This window comes from Xanthomonas sp. CFBP 8151, from assembly GCF_011761885.1.
Lineage (GTDB): Bacteria > Pseudomonadota > Gammaproteobacteria > Xanthomonadales > Xanthomonadaceae > Xanthomonas > Xanthomonas arboricola_B.
On record NZ_JAASQZ010000005.1, the window covers coordinates 130443 to 151169 of the forward strand.

Sequence of the window (20727 nt, forward strand, 5' to 3'; positions counted from 1 at the left end):
TGATACACAACGCTTCCGTATTTCGTCCTGTAGCAGAAAACAGTAAAAAAATACTGGATTTCGCTAAAGGTTCCCGACGCAACGCCGTTATTCATCTCAGCAGCGGCAACGGCCAACTTGATGGCCCCCCTGCGGAGGCTCCGGGCAAGTCCCCCTTGCCGGAAAAATCGCTTAGGAGAAATCAAAATGGCACAGGTAATCAACACCAACGTAATGTCGCTGAACGCTCAGCGTAACCTCAACACCAGCAGCGCGAGCATGTCGACGAGCATCCAGCGTCTGTCCTCGGGTCTGCGCATCAACAGCGCCAAGGACGACGCCGCAGGTCTGGCGATCTCCGAGCGCTTCACCACGCAGATCCGCGGCCTGGACGTTGCCTCGCGCAACGCCAACGACGGCATCTCGCTGGCCCAGACCGCCGAAGGCGCGATGGTGGAAATCGGCAGCAACCTGCAGCGTATCCGCGAGCTGTCGGTGCAGTCGTCCAACGCCACCAACTCGCCGACCGACCGTGACGCGCTGAACTCCGAAGTCAAGCAGCTCACCGCTGAAATCGACCGCGTCGCCAACCAGACCAACTTCAACGGCACCAAGCTGTTGAACGGCGACTTCTCCGGTGCGCTGTTCCAGGTCGGCGCCGACGCTGGCCAGACCATCGGCATCAACAGCATCGTCGACGCCAATGTCGATTCGCTGGGCAAGGCCAACTTCGCTGCCGCCGTCTCCGGCGCTGGCGTGACCGGCACCGCCACTGCGTCCGGCTCGATCAGCGGCATGAGCCTGTCGTTCAACGACGCCAGCGGCGCAGCCAAGAGCATCACCATCGCCGACATCAAGGTCGCTTCAGGCGACACTGCGGCCGACGTCAACAAGAAGGTGGCTGCGGCGATCAACGACAAGCTCGACCAGACCGGCATGTACGCCTCGATCAAGACCGACGGCACCATGCAGATCGAATCGCTGAAGGCTGGCCAGGACTTCACCTCGCTGACGGCGGGTACCTCCAGTGCCACCGGCATCACCGTCGGCGCCGGCATCACCACCGCCTCGGCCGCGTCCGGCTCCGCCGCCTCGACCCTGAGCACCCTGGACATCTCCACGTTCTCCGGCTCGCAGCAGGCCCTGGAAATCGTCGACAAGGCGCTGACCGCGGTCAACTCCTCGCGCGCCGACATGGGTGCGGTGCAGAACCGCTTCACCTCCACCATCGCCAACCTGAGCGCAACCTCGGAAAACCTGTCGGCCTCGCGTAGCCGTATCCGCGACACCGACTACGCCAAGGAAACCGCCGAGCTGACCCGCACGCAGATCCTGCAGCAGGCCGGTACCGCGATGCTGGCCCAGGCCAAGTCGGTTCCGCAGAACGTGCTGAGCCTGCTGCAGTAATCGGCAGCGCGTCGCAGCAAGTCCAGAGCCCCTCTTCGGAGGGGCTTTTTTGTGGCCGCAGATTTTTCTGCCCGCAGATTTTGGCGCGATCGCACAGCACTGTTTCCTGGCGCGGGTTTTTTTGACGCACCCTGCCGGCATGGAAATTGCATCACCCAATCTCGTGAGCGCTACGGATCGCCGCCGCTAAAGTCCTCGCGGATGCGGCCGATACCCGTCTCGTAATCCCATGCGTCCATCCTTGCTTGGACGCCCAGACGAGGAACGCAACATGGCATCGGTGATCAGCACTTCCGGCTCCGGTCTGGACATCCCAACTGTGGTGTCCACCCTAGTCTCCCGGCAGAAAGACCCGGAGCAGGCGCGTATCAACAAGGCCGGAGCCGCCGCGACGACGCAACTGTCGGCGATCAGCCAGATCAAGAGCAGCATGACCACGCTCAAGTCCGCGCTGGACAAGGTCGTCAGCAGCGCCGACACCAATGCTTACAAGGCGACGGTGCCGACCGATGCCGGCTTCACCGCCACCACAACCAGTTCGGCCGCGCCGGGTAACTACTCGGTGGAAGTGGTCTCGCTGGCCAGTGCGCAAAAGCTCGCCTCAGGCGCGTTCGTCGCAGATGCCACCGTCGGCAGCGGCACGTTGACGATCGGATATGGCGAAAAAAGCATCACCGTGGACATCAGCGGCACCGACAAGCTCACCGACATCGCCGCCGCCATCAACAAGGCGGCCGGTGGCAAGGGCGTCACCGCCAGCGTGGTGACGGCCAACGACGGCCAGCACCTGGTGTTCAACGCGGTCGACTCCGGTACCAAGGGCGCATTGACCGTCAGCGCCAGCGACCCGAGCCTGAGCAGCCTCACCTATGGCTCCGGCGTCACCGGCGGCCTGACCCAGTCCGTGGCCGCGACCGATGCGGTGGTGCGCGTGGACGGCTTCGAACGCACCTCCAGCTCCAACACCATCAGCGATATCGTGCCGGGCGTGGTGCTCAACCTCACCAAGGCCGCCGAAGGCACCAAGGTCACGCTTGGCGTGGCTGCCGATACCAGCGGCATCAAGGCCAACCTGACCGCTTACGCCGCCGCCTACAACACCGCCAACACCTTGCTGGCCAAGAGCAGCGCCTACGACGCCACCACCAAGACGGCCGCAGCGTTGACCGGCGACTCGCTGGTGCGCGGCCTGCAGCAGCAGCTGCGCGGCCAGGTCAGCGGCAACCTCATCGAACTCAAGGGGCTCGGCCTGACCATCGACAAGGACGGCGTGATGAGCTTCGATGGCGGCAAGTTCGATACCGCCATCGCCGAGGATGGTGGTGCCGCCGCCGAGGTGTTCGGCAAGGACAGCAAGTTCGGCTCCGGCATGACCAAGCTGCTCGACAGCAACGTCAACGTCAACGACGGCACCCTGACCATGCGCTCGGACAGCCTGAACAAGCAGATCAAGGGCTACGAGGATGACCTGGACGACCTCGACGCACGCATGACCAAGCTCAGCGATCGCTACACCGCGCAGTTCACCGCGATGGAAACCATGATCAGCAAGCTGCAGAGCAGCACCAGTTCGCTCAGCAGCCTGCTGACGAGCTGATTTCCGTGAAGACGATCCTCAAGTCCCGCAATGGTCTTGCCGATACAAGAAGGGCCTATCGTGATTTCGGCCTTGCCTTCCGGCAGGAGCGTCGTCGCCCGAGCGCAGCGCTCCGGGATCCGCGAAGGTCAGCCCATTGAGGAGTCATCCATGTACGGTTCCAATCGTCAGTATGCCGAGCAATACCGCAAGGTCGGCGTGTCCACCAGCGTGACCGAAGCAGACCCGCACAAGCTGGTATCGCTGCTGTTCGCCGGCGCCTGCCAACGCATCCGTCTGGCCCAGGCCTGCCTGGCGCAGGGCGACCAGGCGCGCAAGGGCAAGGCCATCGGCGAAGCCTGCGCGATCGTCGGTCACTTGAACGGCTCGCTCGATCATGAAGCCGGTGGCGAGATCGCTGGTAACCTGTCGGCGCTCTACGACTACGTGATGCAGCGGCTGACTGCCGCCAACCTGCACAACGACGAAACTGCGTTGACCGAGGCGCTGGAATTGCTCAGCGAAATCGACTCGGCGTGGAATTCCATCCCCCTCAATCAACGCGGCCTTTCTGCCGTTTCGTGAGTCATACCATGCATAGCGCGCAGAGCCTTCAAGCCGAAATCGCCGACATCCGCCTCGCCATGGCGCAGGAGGAATTCGAGGTGATGCCGTTCATGCTGGACACCCACGATCTGCACCTGCGCGAGTACGCGCAGCAGGTGGACCTGAGTCAGGACCGCGAAGCGTTGCAGACGCTGCAGGCCATGCAGCAGGATCTGATGCGGATGATGCTCGAACGTCGACGCAAGCTGCTGGATCTGATCCGCGCGCAGCGCACGTCCTCGTCGGCCAGCCGCGCCTACGCACGGGTCGGACGAATCTGATGCCCGCGCTCGGCACACTCGCGCCATCCGCCGATGCCGCGCTGTTCGCCGACACGCTCAGCTGCGAAGTGCGTCTACCGGCCGGCTTCCGTGCCGGCAGCGACGCCGGCTCGCACAGCGCCGCGGAAACCATGCTGCGCAGCCTGGGCCAGGTGGAAGACCTGCGCAGCGAAGACACCAGCGAAGACCGTGGCGAGCTGCCGCTGCTGGTGCAACGCATGGACGCCAAGCTCGACCTGATCCTGGCCCTGATCGGCCGTCTGGTGCAGCAGGGCGACACCGGACTGATCCAGGCGAACGTGTACTGGTCGGTACGCGGAATCCGTCTGAGCTGCGCAAGCAGCCATCCGCCGGGCACGCTGGGTAGCGTTTGCCTGCAACCCTCCGACTGGCTTCCTGAACTGGTACAGCTTCCTGCCGAGGTCCTGGCAAGCGCAAGCGACGGCCACGATCACTGGCTATGGCTGCGGTTTGCGCCGCTTTCGCCGGGCTTGCGGGAGGCACTGGAACGTCATCTGTTCCGTCTGCATCGCCGCCAGATCGCCGACGCCCGCCGCCAGCGTTGATCCCACCTGTTGGCGCGGAGCGCCGGGTCGGCTAAGGTGCCGTTTACTGAAAAAGGTCTCTTCTGCGCCGTGCGAGTCATCATCGTCGACGATCACACCCTTGTGCGTGCCGGCCTGTCCAGGCTGCTGCAAACCTTCGCCGGCATCGATGTCGTGGGTGAGGCCAGCAATGCGCAACAAGCCCTGGACATGACATCCCTGCACCGGCCCGACCTGGTGTTGATGGATCTGTCGCTGCCCGGCCGCAGCGGCCTGGATGCCATGACCGATGTGTTGCGCGCTGCGCCGCGCACGCATGTGGTGATGATGTCGATGCACGACGACCCGGTGCACGTGCGCGACGCGCTCGATCGTGGCGCGGTGGGCTTTGTGGTCAAGGATGCCGCGCCGCTCGAGCTGGAGTTGGCATTGCGTGCAGCGGCAGCCGGCCAGGTGTTCCTGAGCCCGCAGATCTCGTCCAAGATGATTGCGCCGATGCTGGGCCGCGAAAAACCGGTTGGTATCGCCGCCTTGTCGCCGCGCCAGCGCGAGATCCTGCGCGAGATCGGCCGGGGCCAGAGCAATAAGGAAATCGCCGCCGACCTCGGCATCAGCGTCAAGACGGTGGAGACCCATCGCGCACGCATGATGGAGTCGCTCGGCTGCCGGCGTGCCAACGATCTGGTACTGCTGGCCGCCAAGCATCATAACGAGCTGGTCTGAGCAGACCGCCGTGCGGCGACCGGAAGCGGCCGCTAGCGACCAAACAGTGACGAGATTCCGGCGGGCACGCTTGAGTTCGTATTTGGCGTCAGGGAATTCCCCACGGACTGTCAGGAAAATCATGAATTGCCTCACGCGATTCCCTGATTAGAAACCCGTCGTCTTGTCCTGCAAGATGCGTTCCATCGCTGCCACGTGCGGCGCCTTCCGGAAGCGCTTCGATGAAGACGACCATTTCCGCCCAGCTTGGCCAGCAACTGCACCTGACCCCGCAGCTGCTGCAGTCGATCCGTCTGTTGCAGTTGGACGGCATGCAGTTGGAACTGGAAATCCGTCGCGCGCTGGAAACCAATCCGCTGCTGGAACTGGAAGAGCTGGCCGATGGCGATGCCGCCGCGACCAGCGACGATGGCGCCTCCGACGTCGCCGCCTTCGACGAACTGCCGGAAAGTACGATGTGGGACGTGCAGAGCAGCAGCTGGAACGACGGCGACGACGATCGCATGCAGCGCGTGGTAGCCGGCGAATCCACCGACCCGCACGTGCGCATCCTGCGCGATCTGGCACTGGACCTGGACGAGGCCGCACTGGGGGCCGCCGCGTTCTGGTTGGAGCAGACCGACGACGCCGGCTATCTGACCGAGGCCCTAGCGACGCTGCAGCAGCTCGGCGCAACCCGTCTTGGTATGACCGTGCAGGCAGTGGAAGCGGTCCGTCAGCGCCTGCTGCACGGCGACCCGGCCGGCCTGGCCGCCTGCGACCTGCGCGAGTGCCTGCAGGCCCAGCTGAGCGCCCTGCCCGGCCGCGTGCCGGCGCGTCATCTGGCTGCGCGCATCCTTGCCGGCGACCTGGACCTGCTGGCCAGCCACGACTATCCGGTGCTGGCACGCGCACACGATGCCGAAGTGGACGATGCACGCGAAGCGGTCCGGCTGATCCTGTCGCTGCAGCCGCGCCCCGGCGGTGACCTGTTGCAGGAAAGCAACGCGAGTGTGATTCCGGACGTGCTCGCCTGGCATGCCGACGGCAGCTGGCGGGTGGCGTTGAACCCGGCCACCACCCATCGGGTGAGCATCAACCCCATGCATGAGCGCGCACTGGCCGAGGCCGGCGAAGCCGCCCAGCCGCTGCGCGACATGCTGCAGGAAGCGCGCTGGCTGACCCGTGGTCTGTCGATGCGCTACGAGACCCTGCTGCGCGCCACGCGCGCCATCGTCGAACGCCAGGCCACCTTCCTGGTGCGCGGCGAAGAAGCGATGGCACCGCTGACGCTGAAGGAAATTGCCGATGAGATCGGCATGCACGAATCGACGATTTCGCGCATTACCACCGGCAAATACATCCAGACCCCACGCGGTACCTTCGAGCTCAAGCACTTCTTTGCCGTGCGTCTGGAAGGCGCCAGCGTCTCCGGCCAGGCGGTCAAGGCGATGGTGCGACGACTGATCGAAAGCGAGCCGGCCGGTCGGCCGCTTGCCGACGAAGCCATTGCCGGGCTGTTGTCGCGCCAGGGCGTTAATATTGCCCGTCGCACTGTGGCCAAGTACCGCGAACAACTCGACATCGCCCCGGCACGCGAGCGCCGCCGCACCAACAAACCGCTGCTTGCCCGGGCAGGATAAGGACTACTATGAGCAAACTCACCGTGCTGCTGGTCGACGACCACGAGGGCTTCATCAACGCTGCGATGCGTCATTTTCGCAAAGTGGAATGGCTCGATATCGTGGGCAGTGCCGCCAATGGACTGGAAGCGATCGAGCGCTCCGAGTCGCTGCGCCCCGATGTCGTGCTGATGGACCTGGCCATGCCGGAGATGGGCGGGCTGCAGGCGACGCGTCTGATCAAGACGCAGGACGATCCGCCGTATATTGTCATCGCGAGCCACTTCGACGATGCAGAGCATCGTGAACATGCTCTTCGCGCGGGTGCTGACAATTTTGTTAGCAAGCTGTCCTATATCCAGGAAGTCATGCCAATCCTGGAGGGCCTGACGGAAGGAGCCAGGAATGAGTGAGTCCCGCATTCTGCTGATCGACAGCGATGCCGTGCGCGCCGAGCGCACGGTCTCGTTGCTCGAGTTCATGGACTTCAATCCACGCTGGGTCACCGACGGCGCCGACATCAATCCTGGCCGCCATCGCCACGACGAATGGATGGCGGTGATGGTGGGCTCGGCGCAGGATGCTGCACAGGCCGACAAGTTCTTCGACTGGCTGGCCGACGCCAAGCTGCCGCCACCGGTCTTGTTGATGGAAGGCAGCCCGAGCGCGTTTGCGCAGGCCCACGGCCTGCACGAAGCCAATGTCTGGACGCTGGACACGCCGCTGCGGCACACACAGCTGGAGGCCTTGCTGCGCCGTGCCAGCCTCAAACGCCTGGATGCCGAACATCAGGCCGGTGCGCAGCAGGACACCGGTCCGACCGGCAACAGCGAGGCCGTGACCCGCTTGCGCCGCCTGATCGACCAGGTGGCTGCATTCGACACCACGGTGCTGGTGCTGGGCGAATCGGGGACGGGCAAGGAGGTTGTCGCGCGCGCCATCCACCAGCATTCGCCGCGGCGCGACGGGCCGTTCGTGGCGATCAATTGCGGCGCGATCCCGCCGGACCTGCTGGAAAGCGAGCTGTTCGGCCACGAAAAAGGCGCTTTCACGGGCGCATTGAGCACCCGCAAGGGCCGCTTCGAAATGGCCGAGGGCGGCACCCTGCTGCTGGACGAGATCGGCGACATGAGCCTGCCGATGCAGGTCAAGCTGCTGCGCGTGCTGCAGGAGCGCAGCTTCGAGCGCGTCGGCGGTGGCCAGACCATCCGTTGCAACGTGCGCGTGATCGCTGCGACCCACCGCAACCTGGAAGCCCGCATCAGCGACGGCCAGTTCCGCGAGGATCTGTTCTATCGCCTCAACGTGTTCCCGATCGAGATGCCGGCGCTGCGCGAACGCGTCGACGATCTGGCCATGCTGGTGCAGACCATCGCCGGGCAGCTGGCGCGCACAGGACGCGGCGAAGTCCGCTTTGCCGACGAAGCCCTGCAGGCGCTGCGCAGCTACGACTGGCCAGGCAACGTGCGCGAGCTGACCAACCTGGTGGAGCGCCTGGCGGTGCTGCATCCGGGCGGGCTGGTGCGCGTGCAGGACCTGCCGGCGCGCTACCGAGGTGATTTTGCCGCGGCCGTGCCGGTCGAGCCTGCGCCCGAACCGGCGCTGGTTGCCGCCCCCGTCGAGGACATCGCGCTGCCGGGCAATGTGGTGACCCTGCAACCCAGCACGGGCGATGCCGAACCGGTGACCAGCTCCAGTCTGCCTGACGACGGCATCGACCTGCGTGGGCACATGGCCAACATCGAACTGGCGCTGATCAACGAGGCGCTGGAACGCACTCAAGGCGTAGTGGCGCATGCGGCGCAGCTGCTCGGCCTGCGCCGCACCACGCTGGTGGAAAAGCTGCGCAAGTACGGTATCGACCGCGAGCAGACCGAGCTGGCGAACTGAGCGGGCCGGTCTCCTGGCCCCCCGCTTGCTGGCATAGCGCTTGCTTCAGCACGATCACCCCTTCCACAGCCGTCGGCTGCGATGGAACCCCGACATTCACCAGCACCTGCCGAGACATTGATGCCCATCCCTGTCACCAGCCCGCTGCTGCCGCCGCTGGAAGAATTTCTGCCCTACCTGGAGCAGATCTGGACCAGCCGCATTCTCAGCAATGGTGGTGACATGCATCGCGCGCTCGAACGCGCGCTGTGCGAGTACCTGGGCGTGCCGCACCTGGCCTTGCTCACCAATGGCACCACCGCGTTGATCACCGCCCTGCAGGCGCTGCGCATCACCGGGGAAGTGATCACCACGCCCTACTCGTTCGTGGCCACTGCGCATTCGCTGCTGTGGAAAGGCATCACGCCGGTGTTCGTGGATATCGATCCGGTGACGCTCAACATGGATCCGTCCAAGATCGAGGCGGCCATCACCCCGCAGACCACCGCGATCATGCCGGTGCATTGCTACGGGACCGCCTGCGATACCGCTGCCATCACGCGCATCGCCGACATCTACAACCTCAAGGTGATCTACGACGCGGCACATGCCTTCGGCGTGCGCGACGATGGCGGCTCGATCCTGCGCCATGGCGACCTGAGCGTATTGAGCTTCCATGCCACCAAGGTGTTCAACACCTTCGAAGGTGGCGCCATCGTCTGCCCCGACGAAAGGACCTATCAGCGCATCGGGCACCTGAAGAATTTCGGCTTTGTCGATGAGACCACGGTGGTGGCGCCAGGCATCAACGGCAAGATGAACGAGATCAGCGCGGCCTTCGGCCTGCTGCAGCTCAAGCACATCGATCATGCCATCGCCCAGCGCAGCGCCATCGACGCGCAGTATCGGCAGCGCCTGAGCGATGTTCGCGGCGTGCGCTGCGTGGCGCGGCCCGATCATGCCAGTGCCAACTACGCCTACTTCCCGATCCTGGTACAGGACGACTACCCGCTGTCGCGCGATGCGCTATACCAAGCGATGCGCGAGCACGGCATCCTGGTGCGGCGGTACTTCTATCCGTTGATCAGCGATTTCCCGATGTATCGGGCCCTGCCCTCCTCGGCGCCGGCATGGCTGCCGGTCGCGCGTGCGGTGGCGGCACAGGTATTGTGCCTGCCGATCTTTCCTGGCCTGACCCGCGACCAGGTCGATACCATTGCCGATCTGATCGCCGGGCAACGGGCGACATGACGGCAACCGGCTCCATGTTCTTTTCAGACTTCCGCATCTTCAACAGGCAACCAGGCGAGAACGCATGACCCAGGCAACGTTTATCGAGAACTTCATCGCCGCCACCGACTTCCAGGAGCCGGTCGAGGTCACTGCCGACACCGTGCTGCTCGAACTCCCGGAATGGGATTCGCTGGCCGCGCTGGGCGTGATCGTGATGTTCGACATGGAGTACGGCAAGACCATCACCGGCGAGGACCTGACCGCCGCCGTCACCGTGGGCGACCTCTACAGACTGACCGAGGCGTAAGCACCATGCCGACCTCCACGCTGCACAACGTTCGCTTTGCCGGCATGGCGACATGCGTGCCGAAGCGGGTGGTGTCCAATCTCACCGATTGCCGGCCGCAGATCCGCTCCGAGCGCGAGCGGCTGGTGCGCAACATCGGCATCGAGACACGCCGCATGGCCTCGGAGTGGCAGTGCTTTTCCGACCTGGCCTTCGATGCGACGCAGGTGCTGCTGGAAAAACTGCAGTGGAAGCGGGAGGAGATCGATGCATTGATCGTGGTGACGCAATCGCCGGATTATCCGATCCCGGCCACCGCGATCATCCTGCAGGACCGGCTGGGGCTGTCGCATGCCACGGTCGCCTTCGACGTCAACCTGGGCTGCTCGGCCTACCCGTTCGGCATCAACCTGCTCGGCTCGATGATCGCCGCCGGCGGCGTCAAGAAAGGCCTGCTGCTGGTCGGCGACCGCAGCGCCAATCTGGAAGACCCGATCTTCTCCGACTCCGGCACCGCCACCGCACTGGAATTCAGCGCCGACGCGCCGCCGATGCATTTCGATCTCAACAGCGATGGCAGCGGCTACAGGGCAATCATGCTGCCGGTGGGTGGCCACCGCGAACCGGTCGCCATGCAGCACCTGATTCCGTTCCGCGAAGAACCCGACGGCCCGTGGCGGCGTGGCGTGGACCTGATCCTGGATGGCGTGGCGGTGCTGAGCTTCTCCACCCAGCGCATCCCGCCGGCAGTGCAGAAACTGCTCGACTACACCGGCGTGGGCAAGGAGGACATCGATTACTTCGTGTTCCACCAGGCCAACCGCATGATCAACGAAACCATCCGCAAGAAGCTCGGCCTGCCGGTGGAAAAGGTGCCCTCGACGCTGCGCGACTTCGGCAACTCCAGCGGCGCCTCGCTGCCGGTGACCATGACCGCACGCATCAACAAGGAACTGGAAACCGGCCGCAAGCGCGTGCTGCTGTGCGGCTTCGGCATCGGGCTGTCGTGGGGCACCTGCCTGGTGGACATCGAGGGTGCGGTGTTTCCGGATCTGATCGAATCGTGAGTAGTGCCCCCGACCCTTTCTCGCTTGCCGGCAAACGCATCCTCGTCACCGGCGCCTCCTCGGGCATCGGCCGCCAGATCGCCATTTCCTGCGCCGAGCTTGGTGCCCAGCTGGCGATCAGCGGACGCGACCGCGCGCGACTGGCCTCGACCTTGCAGGCGTTGCCGGGCGATGGGCACGTGGCGATAGCGGCAGACCTTGACCGACAGGAGGACATCGATCGCCTGGTCGCCGACGTCGGCGTGTTGGACGGAATGGCGCACGCGGCCGGGATCTCCCGGCTGGTTCCGCTGCGCCTGGTCAATCGGGCGCATTTGGACGACATCTTTTCCAGCAACACATTCGCCCCGATGCTGCTGACCCGGGGCCTGCTGGCGAAGAAGCGCATCGCTGCGAACGGCTCGCTGGTGTTCGTCGCTTCGGTTGCCTCGCACATCGGGCCGATGGCGAGCAGCGCGTACGCGGCCAGCAAGAGCGCCCTGCTCGGCATGGTGAGATCGCTGGCGCAGGAAGTTGCCAAGAACGGCATCCGCGCCAACTGTATCGCCCCCGGTTACGTACGCACGCCGCTGCTAGATGGCCTGCAGGGCAGCGGCGGCAATATGGAAGGGCTGTTTGAACTGACGCCACTTGGCATGGGCGAGCCGGAGGACGTCGCCTACGCCGCCACGTTCCTGCTGGCTGATGCCAGCCGCTGGATCACCCGTAACTATTTTGTCGTGGACGGCGGGCTCACCGTGCCGATGGACATCTACGCATGAACACGCCGGCACGCACGGCGTTTTCGCTCGACGGCAAGACAATCCTGGTGACGGGAGCGTCGTCGGGGCTAGGCCGGCAGATCGCTATCGCCTGCGCGCAGCGAGGTGCCCGCCTGGTTCTCGCCGGCCGCGACAGGGACCGCCTCGCGCAAACCCAGGCACAGCTGCAGGGCACGGGCCACGTTGGCGTGCTCGGCGACCTGACCAGCGCCGCCGATCGCCAGGCACTGGCGACTGCGGCGGGCACGACGGTACATGGCTTGGTGCACTGCGCGGGCATGCAGAAGCACTGCCCGATCCGCCAGCTGAGCGAGGCGGCGATGACCGAGATGTACACGGTCAACTTTCTCGCTCCGGTGATGCTGACGCAGCGCCTGCTGCAGGCAAATGCCATCGCCCCGCAGGGCTCGATCGTGTTCATGCTATCCACTGCCGCGCACCTCGGCACGCGCGGCGTAGGGCCGTATTCGGCGATGAAGGCCGGCCTCATCGGCATCATCAAGTGCCTTGCGCTCGAACAGGCCAGGCGCAGGATCCGGGTCAACGGCATTTCTCCGTCTGCCGTGGCCACACCGATGTGGGGCGCAGAGCAACTCGATGCGCAGAAGGCGCGGCATCCGCTGGGCCTGGGTGAGCCGCAGGACGTAGCCAACGCCGCGATCTATCTGCTGGCCGACGCCAGCCGCTGGGTCACCGGAACCAGTCTGGTCATGGACGGCGGCTCGATCCTATGACCCATCCCGCATTGATCGTCGGCGCAGGCGGATGGGGTCGCGAGGTCCTGGCGCAGATGCAGAGCGATCCGGCATGCGGAGTGCAGTGGCGTCCGGTGGGCTTTCTGGACACGCGCCCGCAGATACTGGACGGTCTGGGCTGCGACCTGACCATCGTCGGCAGCCCGCTCGCGTACCAGCCGCAGGACGAAGAACGCTTCGTCTGCGCGATCGGCGATCCGCATTCGCGCCAGCGCTATGCGCAGCCATTGCTGGCGCGGGGCGCGCAGTTCATCGCCATTCTCACCGGTGCGTTCCTGAGCCCGCGCGTGCACATCGGCCAGGGCTGCTTCCTGTGCAATCGCGTACAGCTCAGCCCCGACGTGTGGCTGGGCGACTTCGCCAACGTGCATGCCAACACCATGCTTGGGCACGACGTCCATGTCGGTGACTACGCGCAGATAGGGGCGATGACCTTCGTCGGCGGCGGCGCGCGGATCGGTGTGCGTGCCATCGTGCACCCGCACGCCACCATCCTGCCCGGCATCCACATCGGTGATGGTGCAGTGGTCGGTGCCGGTGCGGTCGTCGTCAAGGACGTGCCGGCCGGCGCCAGCGTGTTCGGCAACCCGGCCCGGGTCATCTACCACAAGGATTCCTGAGGAAGCCGCGCCAATGCGTTCGCGAATGCACCCCAACTACTACCTGTCGACGGACATCTTCGCCCGCGAACAGCGCAAGATCTTCCGCAAGGTCTGGCTGTTCGCCGGCCTGAAAACGCTGCTGCCCGATAACAACTGCTTCATCACCCGCAGGCTTGCCGGCATTCCGGTGCTGATCCAGAACTTTCAGGGCCGGCTGCGCGCGTTCGAGAACGTCTGCCTGCACCGCAGCGCGATGCTGCAGACCGCGGCGGTGGGAAAGCGCCCGCTGGTCTGCCCCTACCATGCATGGAAATACGACGCCGAGGGCCGGGTTGAGAACATCCCCGAGTGCGCGGCTGTCTACGGCTTCGACGAGGAGCAAAGACGCGGCCTGAAGTTGCGGGAGTTCGCCTTGCGTGAGGTGGGAAACCTGCTGTTCGTCAACCTCGATCCCGACCCGATGCCGCTTGAGGAGCAGTTTTCGCCTGACTTCATCGCCTTGCTGGAGAGTAGTTCCAACGCCTATGACACTGAGGTCATGGTGACCACATGGCATGGCCGGTACAACTGGAAGCTGGCCTACGAGAATCTGCGGGACGCCAACCACCCGCGCTTCGTCCACCCCAAGACCCTGGCCAAGAGCGTCAGCTTCGTTCCCCAGGTAAACGCGGAACAAGCCAGGGAGTCCATGGAAGCCTTGCAGGGCACATCGCCCGCGGCGTTGCGGTGCGAAATGCGTCGCTTCAGCTTCGGTGGGGCTGACGCGCCCATCCCCGAACTTAAGCATTTCGGCTGGCACGACAAGGTGGAACGCTGGGGCGAGCAGGACGCCTACTTCAACTGGCTGGCCTTCCCGAACTTGCATATCGCCAGTGCCAACGGCGGCTATTCCTTCACGCTGGAACACCACATCCCCGTCGCACCGGACCGGACCGACCTGGAGATCTACTGGTTCAGCGCACGCAGGAAACAGCCTTACGGTTCTTCCAGCCAAGTGCTGCTGGCACAGATGCACGGCAGCAAGGTGGTGGTCGGCGAAGACGTCGACATCATGGAGCGGGTGCAGGCGGCATTGCACGCAGACGCTCCGCTGCCCACCCAGGGAGCCTATGAATCCATGAATCGCCTGGTCGAACGCTGGTACACGATGCTGATGGAGACCGAACATGAAATCTAGGTGGATCGTCGGCCGCAGCGACTACCTCGACCTGGCCTTTCACGCCTGGAAACAGGCGCGTCAGGACGAGACGGTCATCAGGATCGACGTGCCACAAGATTCGGGACACGAATTCGATCTGGGCGTGCTGGATGGACTGAATCCGACCGACGGGGCCATGTTCGTGGCTTTCGACGAACGCCTCGGCAACTTCAAGCGCATGGAACTGATGCAGGCAGCGATGGAACGTGGCTTCAAGCTGGAGCCCTTCATCCACCCCAGCGCAGCCATCGGCTCTGACTCGATCGTCGGGCTCAACGCATTCGTGGGTGCCAATGCTGTCGTCGGGCACGGGTGCAGGATCGACTACAACACCGTCATCCATGCCGGCGCGCACCTCGGACCGGCGTGCCGCGTCAAATCGTCATGCTGGATAGAGAATGGTGTGCAAATTGGCGCGGGCGTGGAGATCGGCAGCAATAGCATCCTGCGGACCGGCGCCATCGTGAGTGGGGGCGTCAAGGTGGGACGAAGCTGCGAACTTGGCTGGCCGCGCGTCTACTGCGAGGACGTGCCTGCCAAGACGTATTTCGACGCCCGCTACGACGCCCCTATTCATACCTACGAGAGATGACGTTCATGAACTCAAGAAATGAGCAGCTTCGCCAACGGATTCTCCGTATTGCGGAGCAGGAGCGCCCTGTACTGGAGGATGTCATTGCGCGCCTACCCGCGATTGCCAACCGCCCTGTATTCCTCGTCGCTCCCGAGTCCTATGCCGGCATGGTGCACGGTCCCAGGGTGGTTGCCGACCTGCATCATGTTGTTGCCGCAATTGATGACCAGAGCATCCACCTGGACCGCATTCATGGCGCGCCGCGCTGGAGCAGTCAGGAGTTTCTTGCCAAGGCGGGGCAGTATGCCGATGCGATCGCTATCGATTTCTCTTGCAGTCCGCGCGGACGGGCGTTTGCAAATGACCTGTGCACCAGCGCGGGCATCGAGCAACTGAGCGTTGCGCCTTGCTTGGATCCGCTGATCCCGCATTTCGAGCAGCGCCCCCTCTTTCTGCTCCAACCGCGCTCGGGCATTGGCGACATTTATGGCCCAAAGATCGTCCAGCGCTCCAGCCATGTAATTGCCGCCGTCGATGACCAGCCAAGTGACAGCGATACCATTCATGGGGTACCGCGTTGGAGCTCGCGCCAGTTCATCGAACAAGCGGCCCAGCATTCCCAGGCATTGGCCATCGATTTTTCTTACGGCCCGGGAGAATCGGGCCTGGCCCGCAAGCTGTGCGAGCAAGCAGGCATTGAACGGGTAGATGCCTGCCTGGCCGTTGCTCACTGTGGGTTGCCCGCCGTATACGAGCCTGCCCGGGTATACCGTCAGCGCACGCTTGCGCGCCTGGACGATTTTCTGCGTTTTGCGGATCGGCTGGACGACGATTTCAGCGTCTTTACGCTCTACAGCAACCTGTTGTTCCGCCTGACCTACGATTCCAGCCTCCTGTTGGACTGCTGGGCTACGCCGATCAACGAGTACTTTTCAACATACGCCGATAGCAGCACGTTCCAGCTGGGCCAGCGTGAACATTTCTGCGATGGCGGTGCCTTCCAGGGCCCCATCGTGCACAAGTTTCTAGAAGCATCCCGCTATCACTACGAAAGCATCACCGCCTTTGAACCCGACAGCATCAACTTCCAGAAATTGGAGGGTATCGCGAGCGCGCTCCCCCTACCCCCGCATAACTTCAAGGCCATCGAAAAAGCCATTTCCAACGAACATACGACGCTACGCTTCGAGGAGACCGGCACCGTTTCAAGCCATGTAACGCCGGATGGCGGAATCTCCGTGGCTACGACGCGCCTGGACGACGAGTTGGAAAAGCTGACGCTGCTGAAGTTGGACATCGAAGGGTTCGAAGCCAGGGCACTAGAAGGCGCATCCAACCTCATCCGTACCCAGCGCCCGCGCATGGCTATCTGCGTGTATCACTACGCCCAGGATCTACTGGATATCGTGGAACAACTGGACAAATTGGTCGATGGCTATCACTTCCGCCTACGCCAACACTCTCCCGGGCACTACTACGACCTCGTTCTGTATGCATCGCCCGTCGCCGGTGCCGCACCGCCACCCTGGGCAGAGTAAGCCTGGGGAAACTCACCACCTGCCCATTGTCCCATGATGCCCCACCCAGAAGATCGCTCCGCCACCTGTGCGCTTGTCAGCATCGTGATGCCCGCCTACAAGCTGCGCTATCTCGATGAAGCGCTTAGGAGCGCAGTTCTGCAGTCCTACCCCAGGCTAGAGCTGATCGTCTGCGACGACAGTGTCGATGCGCTGATCGAGCAATGTGTCGCCAGGTATGCACTGGAATGCTCTTTCCCGATCCGCTATTTCCGCAATCCAGATCGCCTGGGCGAGCTCGGCAGCAAACTCAAAGGGATCGGCCTTGCGCAGGGCACTTACATCAAGTTCCTGCACGACGACGACGTGTTGCAGCCCGACTGCGTCGCCCAGCTGGTGGGCGCAATGGAGCGCAACCCCGGCACCGTGCTGGCATCCTCGCGCCGGCTGCGTGTGGACGAGAACGGTGCGCCGTTGCCGGACATCCTGGCGACCAGCTTCCCGTTCGCCGACGACGTGCTGATCGACGGGCCGGAGCTGGTGTCGTTCCTGGCCGACCATGCCATCAACTTCATCGGCGAGCCGAGTTGCGTGCTTGCACGGCGCGCCGACCTGGTGGCGCTGGGTGGCGAGCTGATGATGTTGAACGGCAAGGCCATCCACTGGGTCGGTGACCTGGCGATCTACGTCAAGCTACTGCGTCACGGCAACCTGGCCTTGCTGTCCGGCCCGCTCACGCATTTCCGCGTGTCCGGCGCGCAGTTCAGTCAGGCCGGCCGCGATCAGCCGGGCATCGGCGATCAAGGCCACGAAGACCTGCGCCAGGGCATCCGCCAACTCGGCTGGCGACGCGAAAGCGGCGACAACCGCCAGGTGCGCGTCGCCCCGCTTAGCCCGCACAAGGCGCGCGTGTTCAAGTCGGTGGATCTGGTCAACGCGCTGATGCAGAGCGCAGGAATGGCCGAGCGCGTGTCGCCGTCCACCTGGTTGGGGGTGCGTCATCCGAGCAACGTGCAGCGCGCCTTGATCGATGCGCGCCTGCAAATGCATGCGGGCGGCCCGCAGATCGCAGTGCTGGTGGTCGACAGCGACGGCGATGCGGCAGCGGTGGCCGCAACCCAGGCCAGTCTGGCGGCGGTGGCGTGTTATCGGAACCAGCAGACCTGGGTGATCAGCAGCTTGCCGCAGCAGGCCGACGAGCACGGCGAGCGCGGTGTGCTGATCGGTCCGGACGGGTTGGTGCCCACACTCAATCGGACCATCGCCACGCAACAGTCCATCGACTGGGTGCTGCTGGTCCAAGCCGGCAGCCTGTTCACCGCCAGCGGCCTGCTGATGCTGGCGCTGGAGATGCTGGTGCTGCCGGAGGAGTGTCAGGCCGTCTACGCCGATGAAGTGGTCGCGCTGGACGACGGTCAGCTGGGGCTGGCGATGCGGCCGGCGCTGTATCTGGACATGCTGTTGAGTGCGCCGTCGACGATGTCGCGGCATTGGCTGTTCCGGCACCGCACGTTGCGGGCCGCTGGCGGCTTTCCAACCGGAACGAGCGACGCCTTCGAACTGGATTACCAGCTTGGGTTGGTCGAGCGCTACGGCCTGGCCTGCATCCGGCACATCGCCGAGCCCTTGCTGGTGGCATCGGCCACCACGCGGCATGACGACGAAGACGAACAGCGCGCCATCAGCCGCCATCTTGCCGCGCGCGGTTACGTGGACGCAGTGGTGAGCAGCAGTGGTCCCGGCCGGCATGCGGTGGACTACCGCCATGCGCAGCAACCGATGGTCAGCATTCTGGTATTGGTGGATGGCCGCCTGGCGCAGGTACAGCGCTGCCTGGAAAGCGTGCTCGCCAACACCGGCTACCCGCACTACGAATTGCTGTTGCTGGATCGCAGCGACAGCACCGAGCCGGCGCTGCGCGACTGGCTGACAGGCATCGACAACCTCGGGCTGCAACAGATCCGCGTGCTGCGCTTCGAAGGTGAGCCCACGCGCGAGGCGGCCTGCAATGCGGCGGCCGAGCAAGCACGCGGCGACATGCTGCTGTGGCTGGCGGCCGGCGCGGCAGCGATCAAGGCCGATTGGCTGGCGCAGCTGCTCAACCACGCGCTGCGCCCGGAGGTCGGCGCGGTGGCCGGCAAGCTGCTGCGCGGCGACGGCACCGTGCATCACGCCGGCCTGCTGCTGGGCCTGGGCGCACCGGCAGCACGCGCCTTCGACGGTGCGGCGTTCGACGAATCGGGCTATCTGCAGCGCCTGCAGCTGGATCAGGACTACAGCGCGCTCGGCGGCGAATGCCTGATGCTGCCGCGCCAGCTGTTTCTGGACGCCGGCGGCTTTGCGCAGGAACCGGCATTGGCGCCATGGAGCGATGTCGATCTGTGTCTGCGCCTGCAGCAGGCCGGCTATCTCAATGTCTACGCTGCGCGCGCGCAGCTGCTGATCGACCCGCCCGACGCGACGCCCGCCACTGCACGCGACGAAGAAGCGATGTATGCGCGTTGGCTGCCGGTGATGGCCAACGACCCGGCCTACAACCCGGGCTTCTCGCTGGATCCCGGCGCCGGCTTCCAGCTGGCCGACCCGCGCGCCAGTTGGCGGCCGCTGCAGTCGTGGCGACCGTTGCCGACGATGATCGCCCTGCCCGCCGATGTCGAAGGCTGCGGGCACTACCGGGTGATCCAGCCGCTGCGCGCCCTGCGCGAAGCCGGCGTGGTCGAAGGTGTACTGTTCAACGGCTATCTGGAGATCAGCGAGCTGGCGCGTCAGGATCCCGACGTGGTGATCCTGCAACGCCAGGTCGGCGAACCGCGACTGGAAGCGATGCGGCGAATGCAGGCGCTGTCGCGCGCCTTCAAGGTTTACGAGCTGGACGACTACCTGCCCAAGCTGCCGCTGAAGAACGCGCATCGCGAGCACATGCCCAAGGACATCCTCAAGACAGTGCGGCGCGGGCTGGGCATGGTGGACCGCTTCGTGGTGTCCACCCAGGCGCTGGCCGAGGCGTTTGCCGGACTGCATAGCGACATCCGCGTGGCCGAAAACCGCCTGCCGCCGCATTGGTGGGAACACCTGCCCGCGCGCAGCGGATCTAGGCAACGCCAGGGCGGCAAGCCACGCATCGGCTGGGCCGGTGGCGCCAGTCACACCGGCGACCTGGAGCTGATCGCCGATGTGGTGCGCGAGCTGGCCGACGAGGTCGAATGGGTGTTCATGGGGATGTACCCGTTCGCATTGCGCCAGCACATCCATCAGTTCCAGCCCGGCGTGCCGATCGATCATTACCCGGCCGCACTGGCGGCGCTGGATCTGGATCTGGCCCTGGCGCCGGTGGAACAGAATCTGTTCAACGCGTGCAAGAGCAATCTGCGCTTGCTGGAATACGGCGCCTGCGGCTATCCGGTGATCGCCAGCGATGTGCGTTGCTACCAGGGCAACCTGCCGGTGACTCTGGTGAAGAACCGCTACCGCGACTGGATCGGCGCGATCCGCGAGCATCTGGTCGACCCGGCCGCTTCGGCAGCAAAGGGTGCGGCGTTGCGCGACGTGGTGCGCCGCGACTGGATGCTGACCGGAAGCAATCTTGATCAGTGGCGCCAAGCGTGGTTGCCGGATTAGTCGATCGAAGCCGCGGTGTGGGCGCCGCTTCCGGGGCATGGTGTCATCAGGCCAAGCAAAGCCGGCCGGTTCAATCGGCTTGCAGCGACAGTGATGTGGAGTCGTAGCGTCGTTTGCCCGCCTTCAAACGCGGAGTCGGTCGAGGGTGCGGTGCCCTCACCGCTCGCGGGACACGCCATGAATCCGTCCGTGGAGCTCGGTGGCGGCATCCATGCCGCCACACGGTCCCGCAACCGGCGAGGACACCGCACCAAGAGGTTGGTCGGTGGTCAGGTAAAAAAACCACGCTTATTGCGAGGTATTGAGATGCCGAGAGGTCCATCGATTGCTTGTTGGACGCCCGCCCGTTGCTCAGCTTGTGACGGGAAAATTGTCGGACACAAGGTGATCCGGACGATGCACGCCATGGCCTGCTTGCAACCACACACCGACCATCTCGCTGGGTCCTTGCCCGCCCACCGTCGCGGGACCTTACGCGGCATGGATGCCGCGTAAGAGCCTACAAGGACGTACTTGCGGCGTGTCCTGC

At 64.5% G+C, this 20727-nt stretch carries 19 protein-coding genes; all 19 read left to right on the top strand.

All coding sequences use genetic code 11. From position 1 onward, the window contains the following. Positions 1–186 precede the first annotated feature (186 nt). On the top strand, positions 187–1386 hold the full coding sequence (locus FHT08_RS19045; RefSeq protein WP_104533376.1) for a flagellin: 1200 nt from the start codon (positions 187–189) through the stop codon (positions 1384–1386). 271 nt (positions 1387–1657) lie between these two features. Further along, positions 1658–2983: a flagellar filament capping protein FliD gene (gene fliD, locus FHT08_RS19050; RefSeq protein WP_166776376.1), complete on the top strand. Its 1326-nt coding sequence runs from the start codon at positions 1658–1660 to the stop codon at positions 2981–2983. A gap of 150 nt (positions 2984–3133) precedes the next feature. Beyond that, positions 3134–3547, top strand: coding sequence for a flagellar export chaperone FliS (fliS, locus tag FHT08_RS19055; protein ID WP_104533374.1), 414 nt, complete (start codon positions 3134–3136; stop codon positions 3545–3547). Positions 3548–3555: 8 nt separating this feature from the next. After that, on the top strand, positions 3556–3849 hold the full coding sequence (locus tag FHT08_RS19060) for a hypothetical protein (RefSeq protein WP_104533373.1): 294 nt from the start codon (positions 3556–3558) through the stop codon (positions 3847–3849). Then, a complete protein-coding gene (locus FHT08_RS19065) occupies positions 3849–4415 on the top strand; it encodes a PilZ domain-containing protein (RefSeq protein WP_166776378.1) in 567 nt (188 codons plus the stop codon). The genes FHT08_RS19060 and FHT08_RS19065 overlap by 1 nt, the downstream gene beginning before the upstream one ends. A 69-nt stretch (positions 4416–4484) precedes the next feature. Further along, positions 4485–5117 carry a response regulator transcription factor gene (locus FHT08_RS19070; RefSeq protein WP_003482986.1) on the top strand — a complete coding sequence of 211 codons (633 nt, stop codon included), beginning with the start codon at positions 4485–4487 and terminating at the stop codon, positions 5115–5117. Positions 5118–5338: 221 nt separating this feature from the next. After that, positions 5339–6739 carry an RNA polymerase factor sigma-54 gene (rpoN, locus tag FHT08_RS19075; protein WP_166776380.1) on the top strand — a complete coding sequence of 467 codons (1401 nt, stop codon included), beginning with the start codon at positions 5339–5341 and terminating at the stop codon, positions 6737–6739. A gap of 8 nt (positions 6740–6747) precedes the next feature. Beyond that, positions 6748–7131 carry a response regulator transcription factor gene (locus tag FHT08_RS19080; protein ID WP_104537441.1) on the top strand — a complete coding sequence of 128 codons (384 nt, stop codon included), beginning with the start codon at positions 6748–6750 and terminating at the stop codon, positions 7129–7131. Next, positions 7124–8608, top strand: coding sequence for a sigma-54 dependent transcriptional regulator (locus FHT08_RS19085; protein ID WP_166776382.1), 1485 nt, complete (start codon positions 7124–7126; stop codon positions 8606–8608). Before FHT08_RS19080 ends, FHT08_RS19085 begins: the two co-directional genes overlap by 8 nt. Positions 8609–8728: 120 nt before the next feature. Continuing rightward, the gene (locus FHT08_RS19090) at positions 8729–9838 is read left to right on the top strand and encodes a DegT/DnrJ/EryC1/StrS family aminotransferase (RefSeq protein ID WP_104537443.1); all 1110 of its coding nucleotides are present in this window, start codon (positions 8729–8731) and stop codon (positions 9836–9838) included. A gap of 64 nt (positions 9839–9902) precedes the next feature. Further along, positions 9903–10127: an acyl carrier protein gene (locus FHT08_RS19095; RefSeq protein ID WP_104537444.1), complete on the top strand. Its 225-nt coding sequence runs from the start codon at positions 9903–9905 to the stop codon at positions 10125–10127. Between the two features lie 5 nt (positions 10128–10132). Then, positions 10133–11173, top strand: coding sequence for a ketoacyl-ACP synthase III (locus tag FHT08_RS19100; protein WP_166776384.1), 1041 nt, complete (start codon positions 10133–10135; stop codon positions 11171–11173). Then, on the top strand, positions 11170–11934 hold the full coding sequence (locus FHT08_RS19105; RefSeq protein WP_104537446.1) for an SDR family oxidoreductase: 765 nt from the start codon (positions 11170–11172) through the stop codon (positions 11932–11934). Before FHT08_RS19100 ends, FHT08_RS19105 begins: the two co-directional genes overlap by 4 nt. Further along, on the top strand, positions 11931–12668 hold the full coding sequence (locus tag FHT08_RS19110) for an SDR family oxidoreductase (RefSeq protein ID WP_166776386.1): 738 nt from the start codon (positions 11931–11933) through the stop codon (positions 12666–12668). The genes FHT08_RS19105 and FHT08_RS19110 overlap by 4 nt, the downstream gene beginning before the upstream one ends. Next, complete coding sequence (locus FHT08_RS19115; protein ID WP_104537448.1) at positions 12665–13309, top strand: NeuD/PglB/VioB family sugar acetyltransferase; 645 nt, start codon at positions 12665–12667, stop codon at positions 13307–13309. Before FHT08_RS19110 ends, FHT08_RS19115 begins: the two co-directional genes overlap by 4 nt. Before the next feature lie 13 nt (positions 13310–13322). Beyond that, positions 13323–14468 (top strand): aromatic ring-hydroxylating dioxygenase subunit alpha, encoded by a 1146-nt coding sequence (locus FHT08_RS19120; RefSeq protein WP_166776388.1) that lies wholly within the window; start codon positions 13323–13325, stop codon positions 14466–14468. Continuing rightward, positions 14458–15081 carry a UDP-3-O-(3-hydroxymyristoyl)glucosamine N-acyltransferase gene (locus FHT08_RS19125; protein WP_166776390.1) on the top strand — a complete coding sequence of 208 codons (624 nt, stop codon included), beginning with the start codon at positions 14458–14460 and terminating at the stop codon, positions 15079–15081. The genes FHT08_RS19120 and FHT08_RS19125 overlap by 11 nt, the downstream gene beginning before the upstream one ends. Continuing rightward, positions 15078–16601: an FkbM family methyltransferase gene (locus FHT08_RS19130; RefSeq protein WP_166776391.1), complete on the top strand. Its 1524-nt coding sequence runs from the start codon at positions 15078–15080 to the stop codon at positions 16599–16601. Before FHT08_RS19125 ends, FHT08_RS19130 begins: the two co-directional genes overlap by 4 nt. A gap of 87 nt (positions 16602–16688) precedes the next feature. Then, positions 16689–20198: a glycosyltransferase gene (locus tag FHT08_RS19135; protein WP_208409145.1), complete on the top strand. Its 3510-nt coding sequence runs from the start codon at positions 16689–16691 to the stop codon at positions 20196–20198. Positions 20199–20727 lie beyond the last annotated feature (529 nt).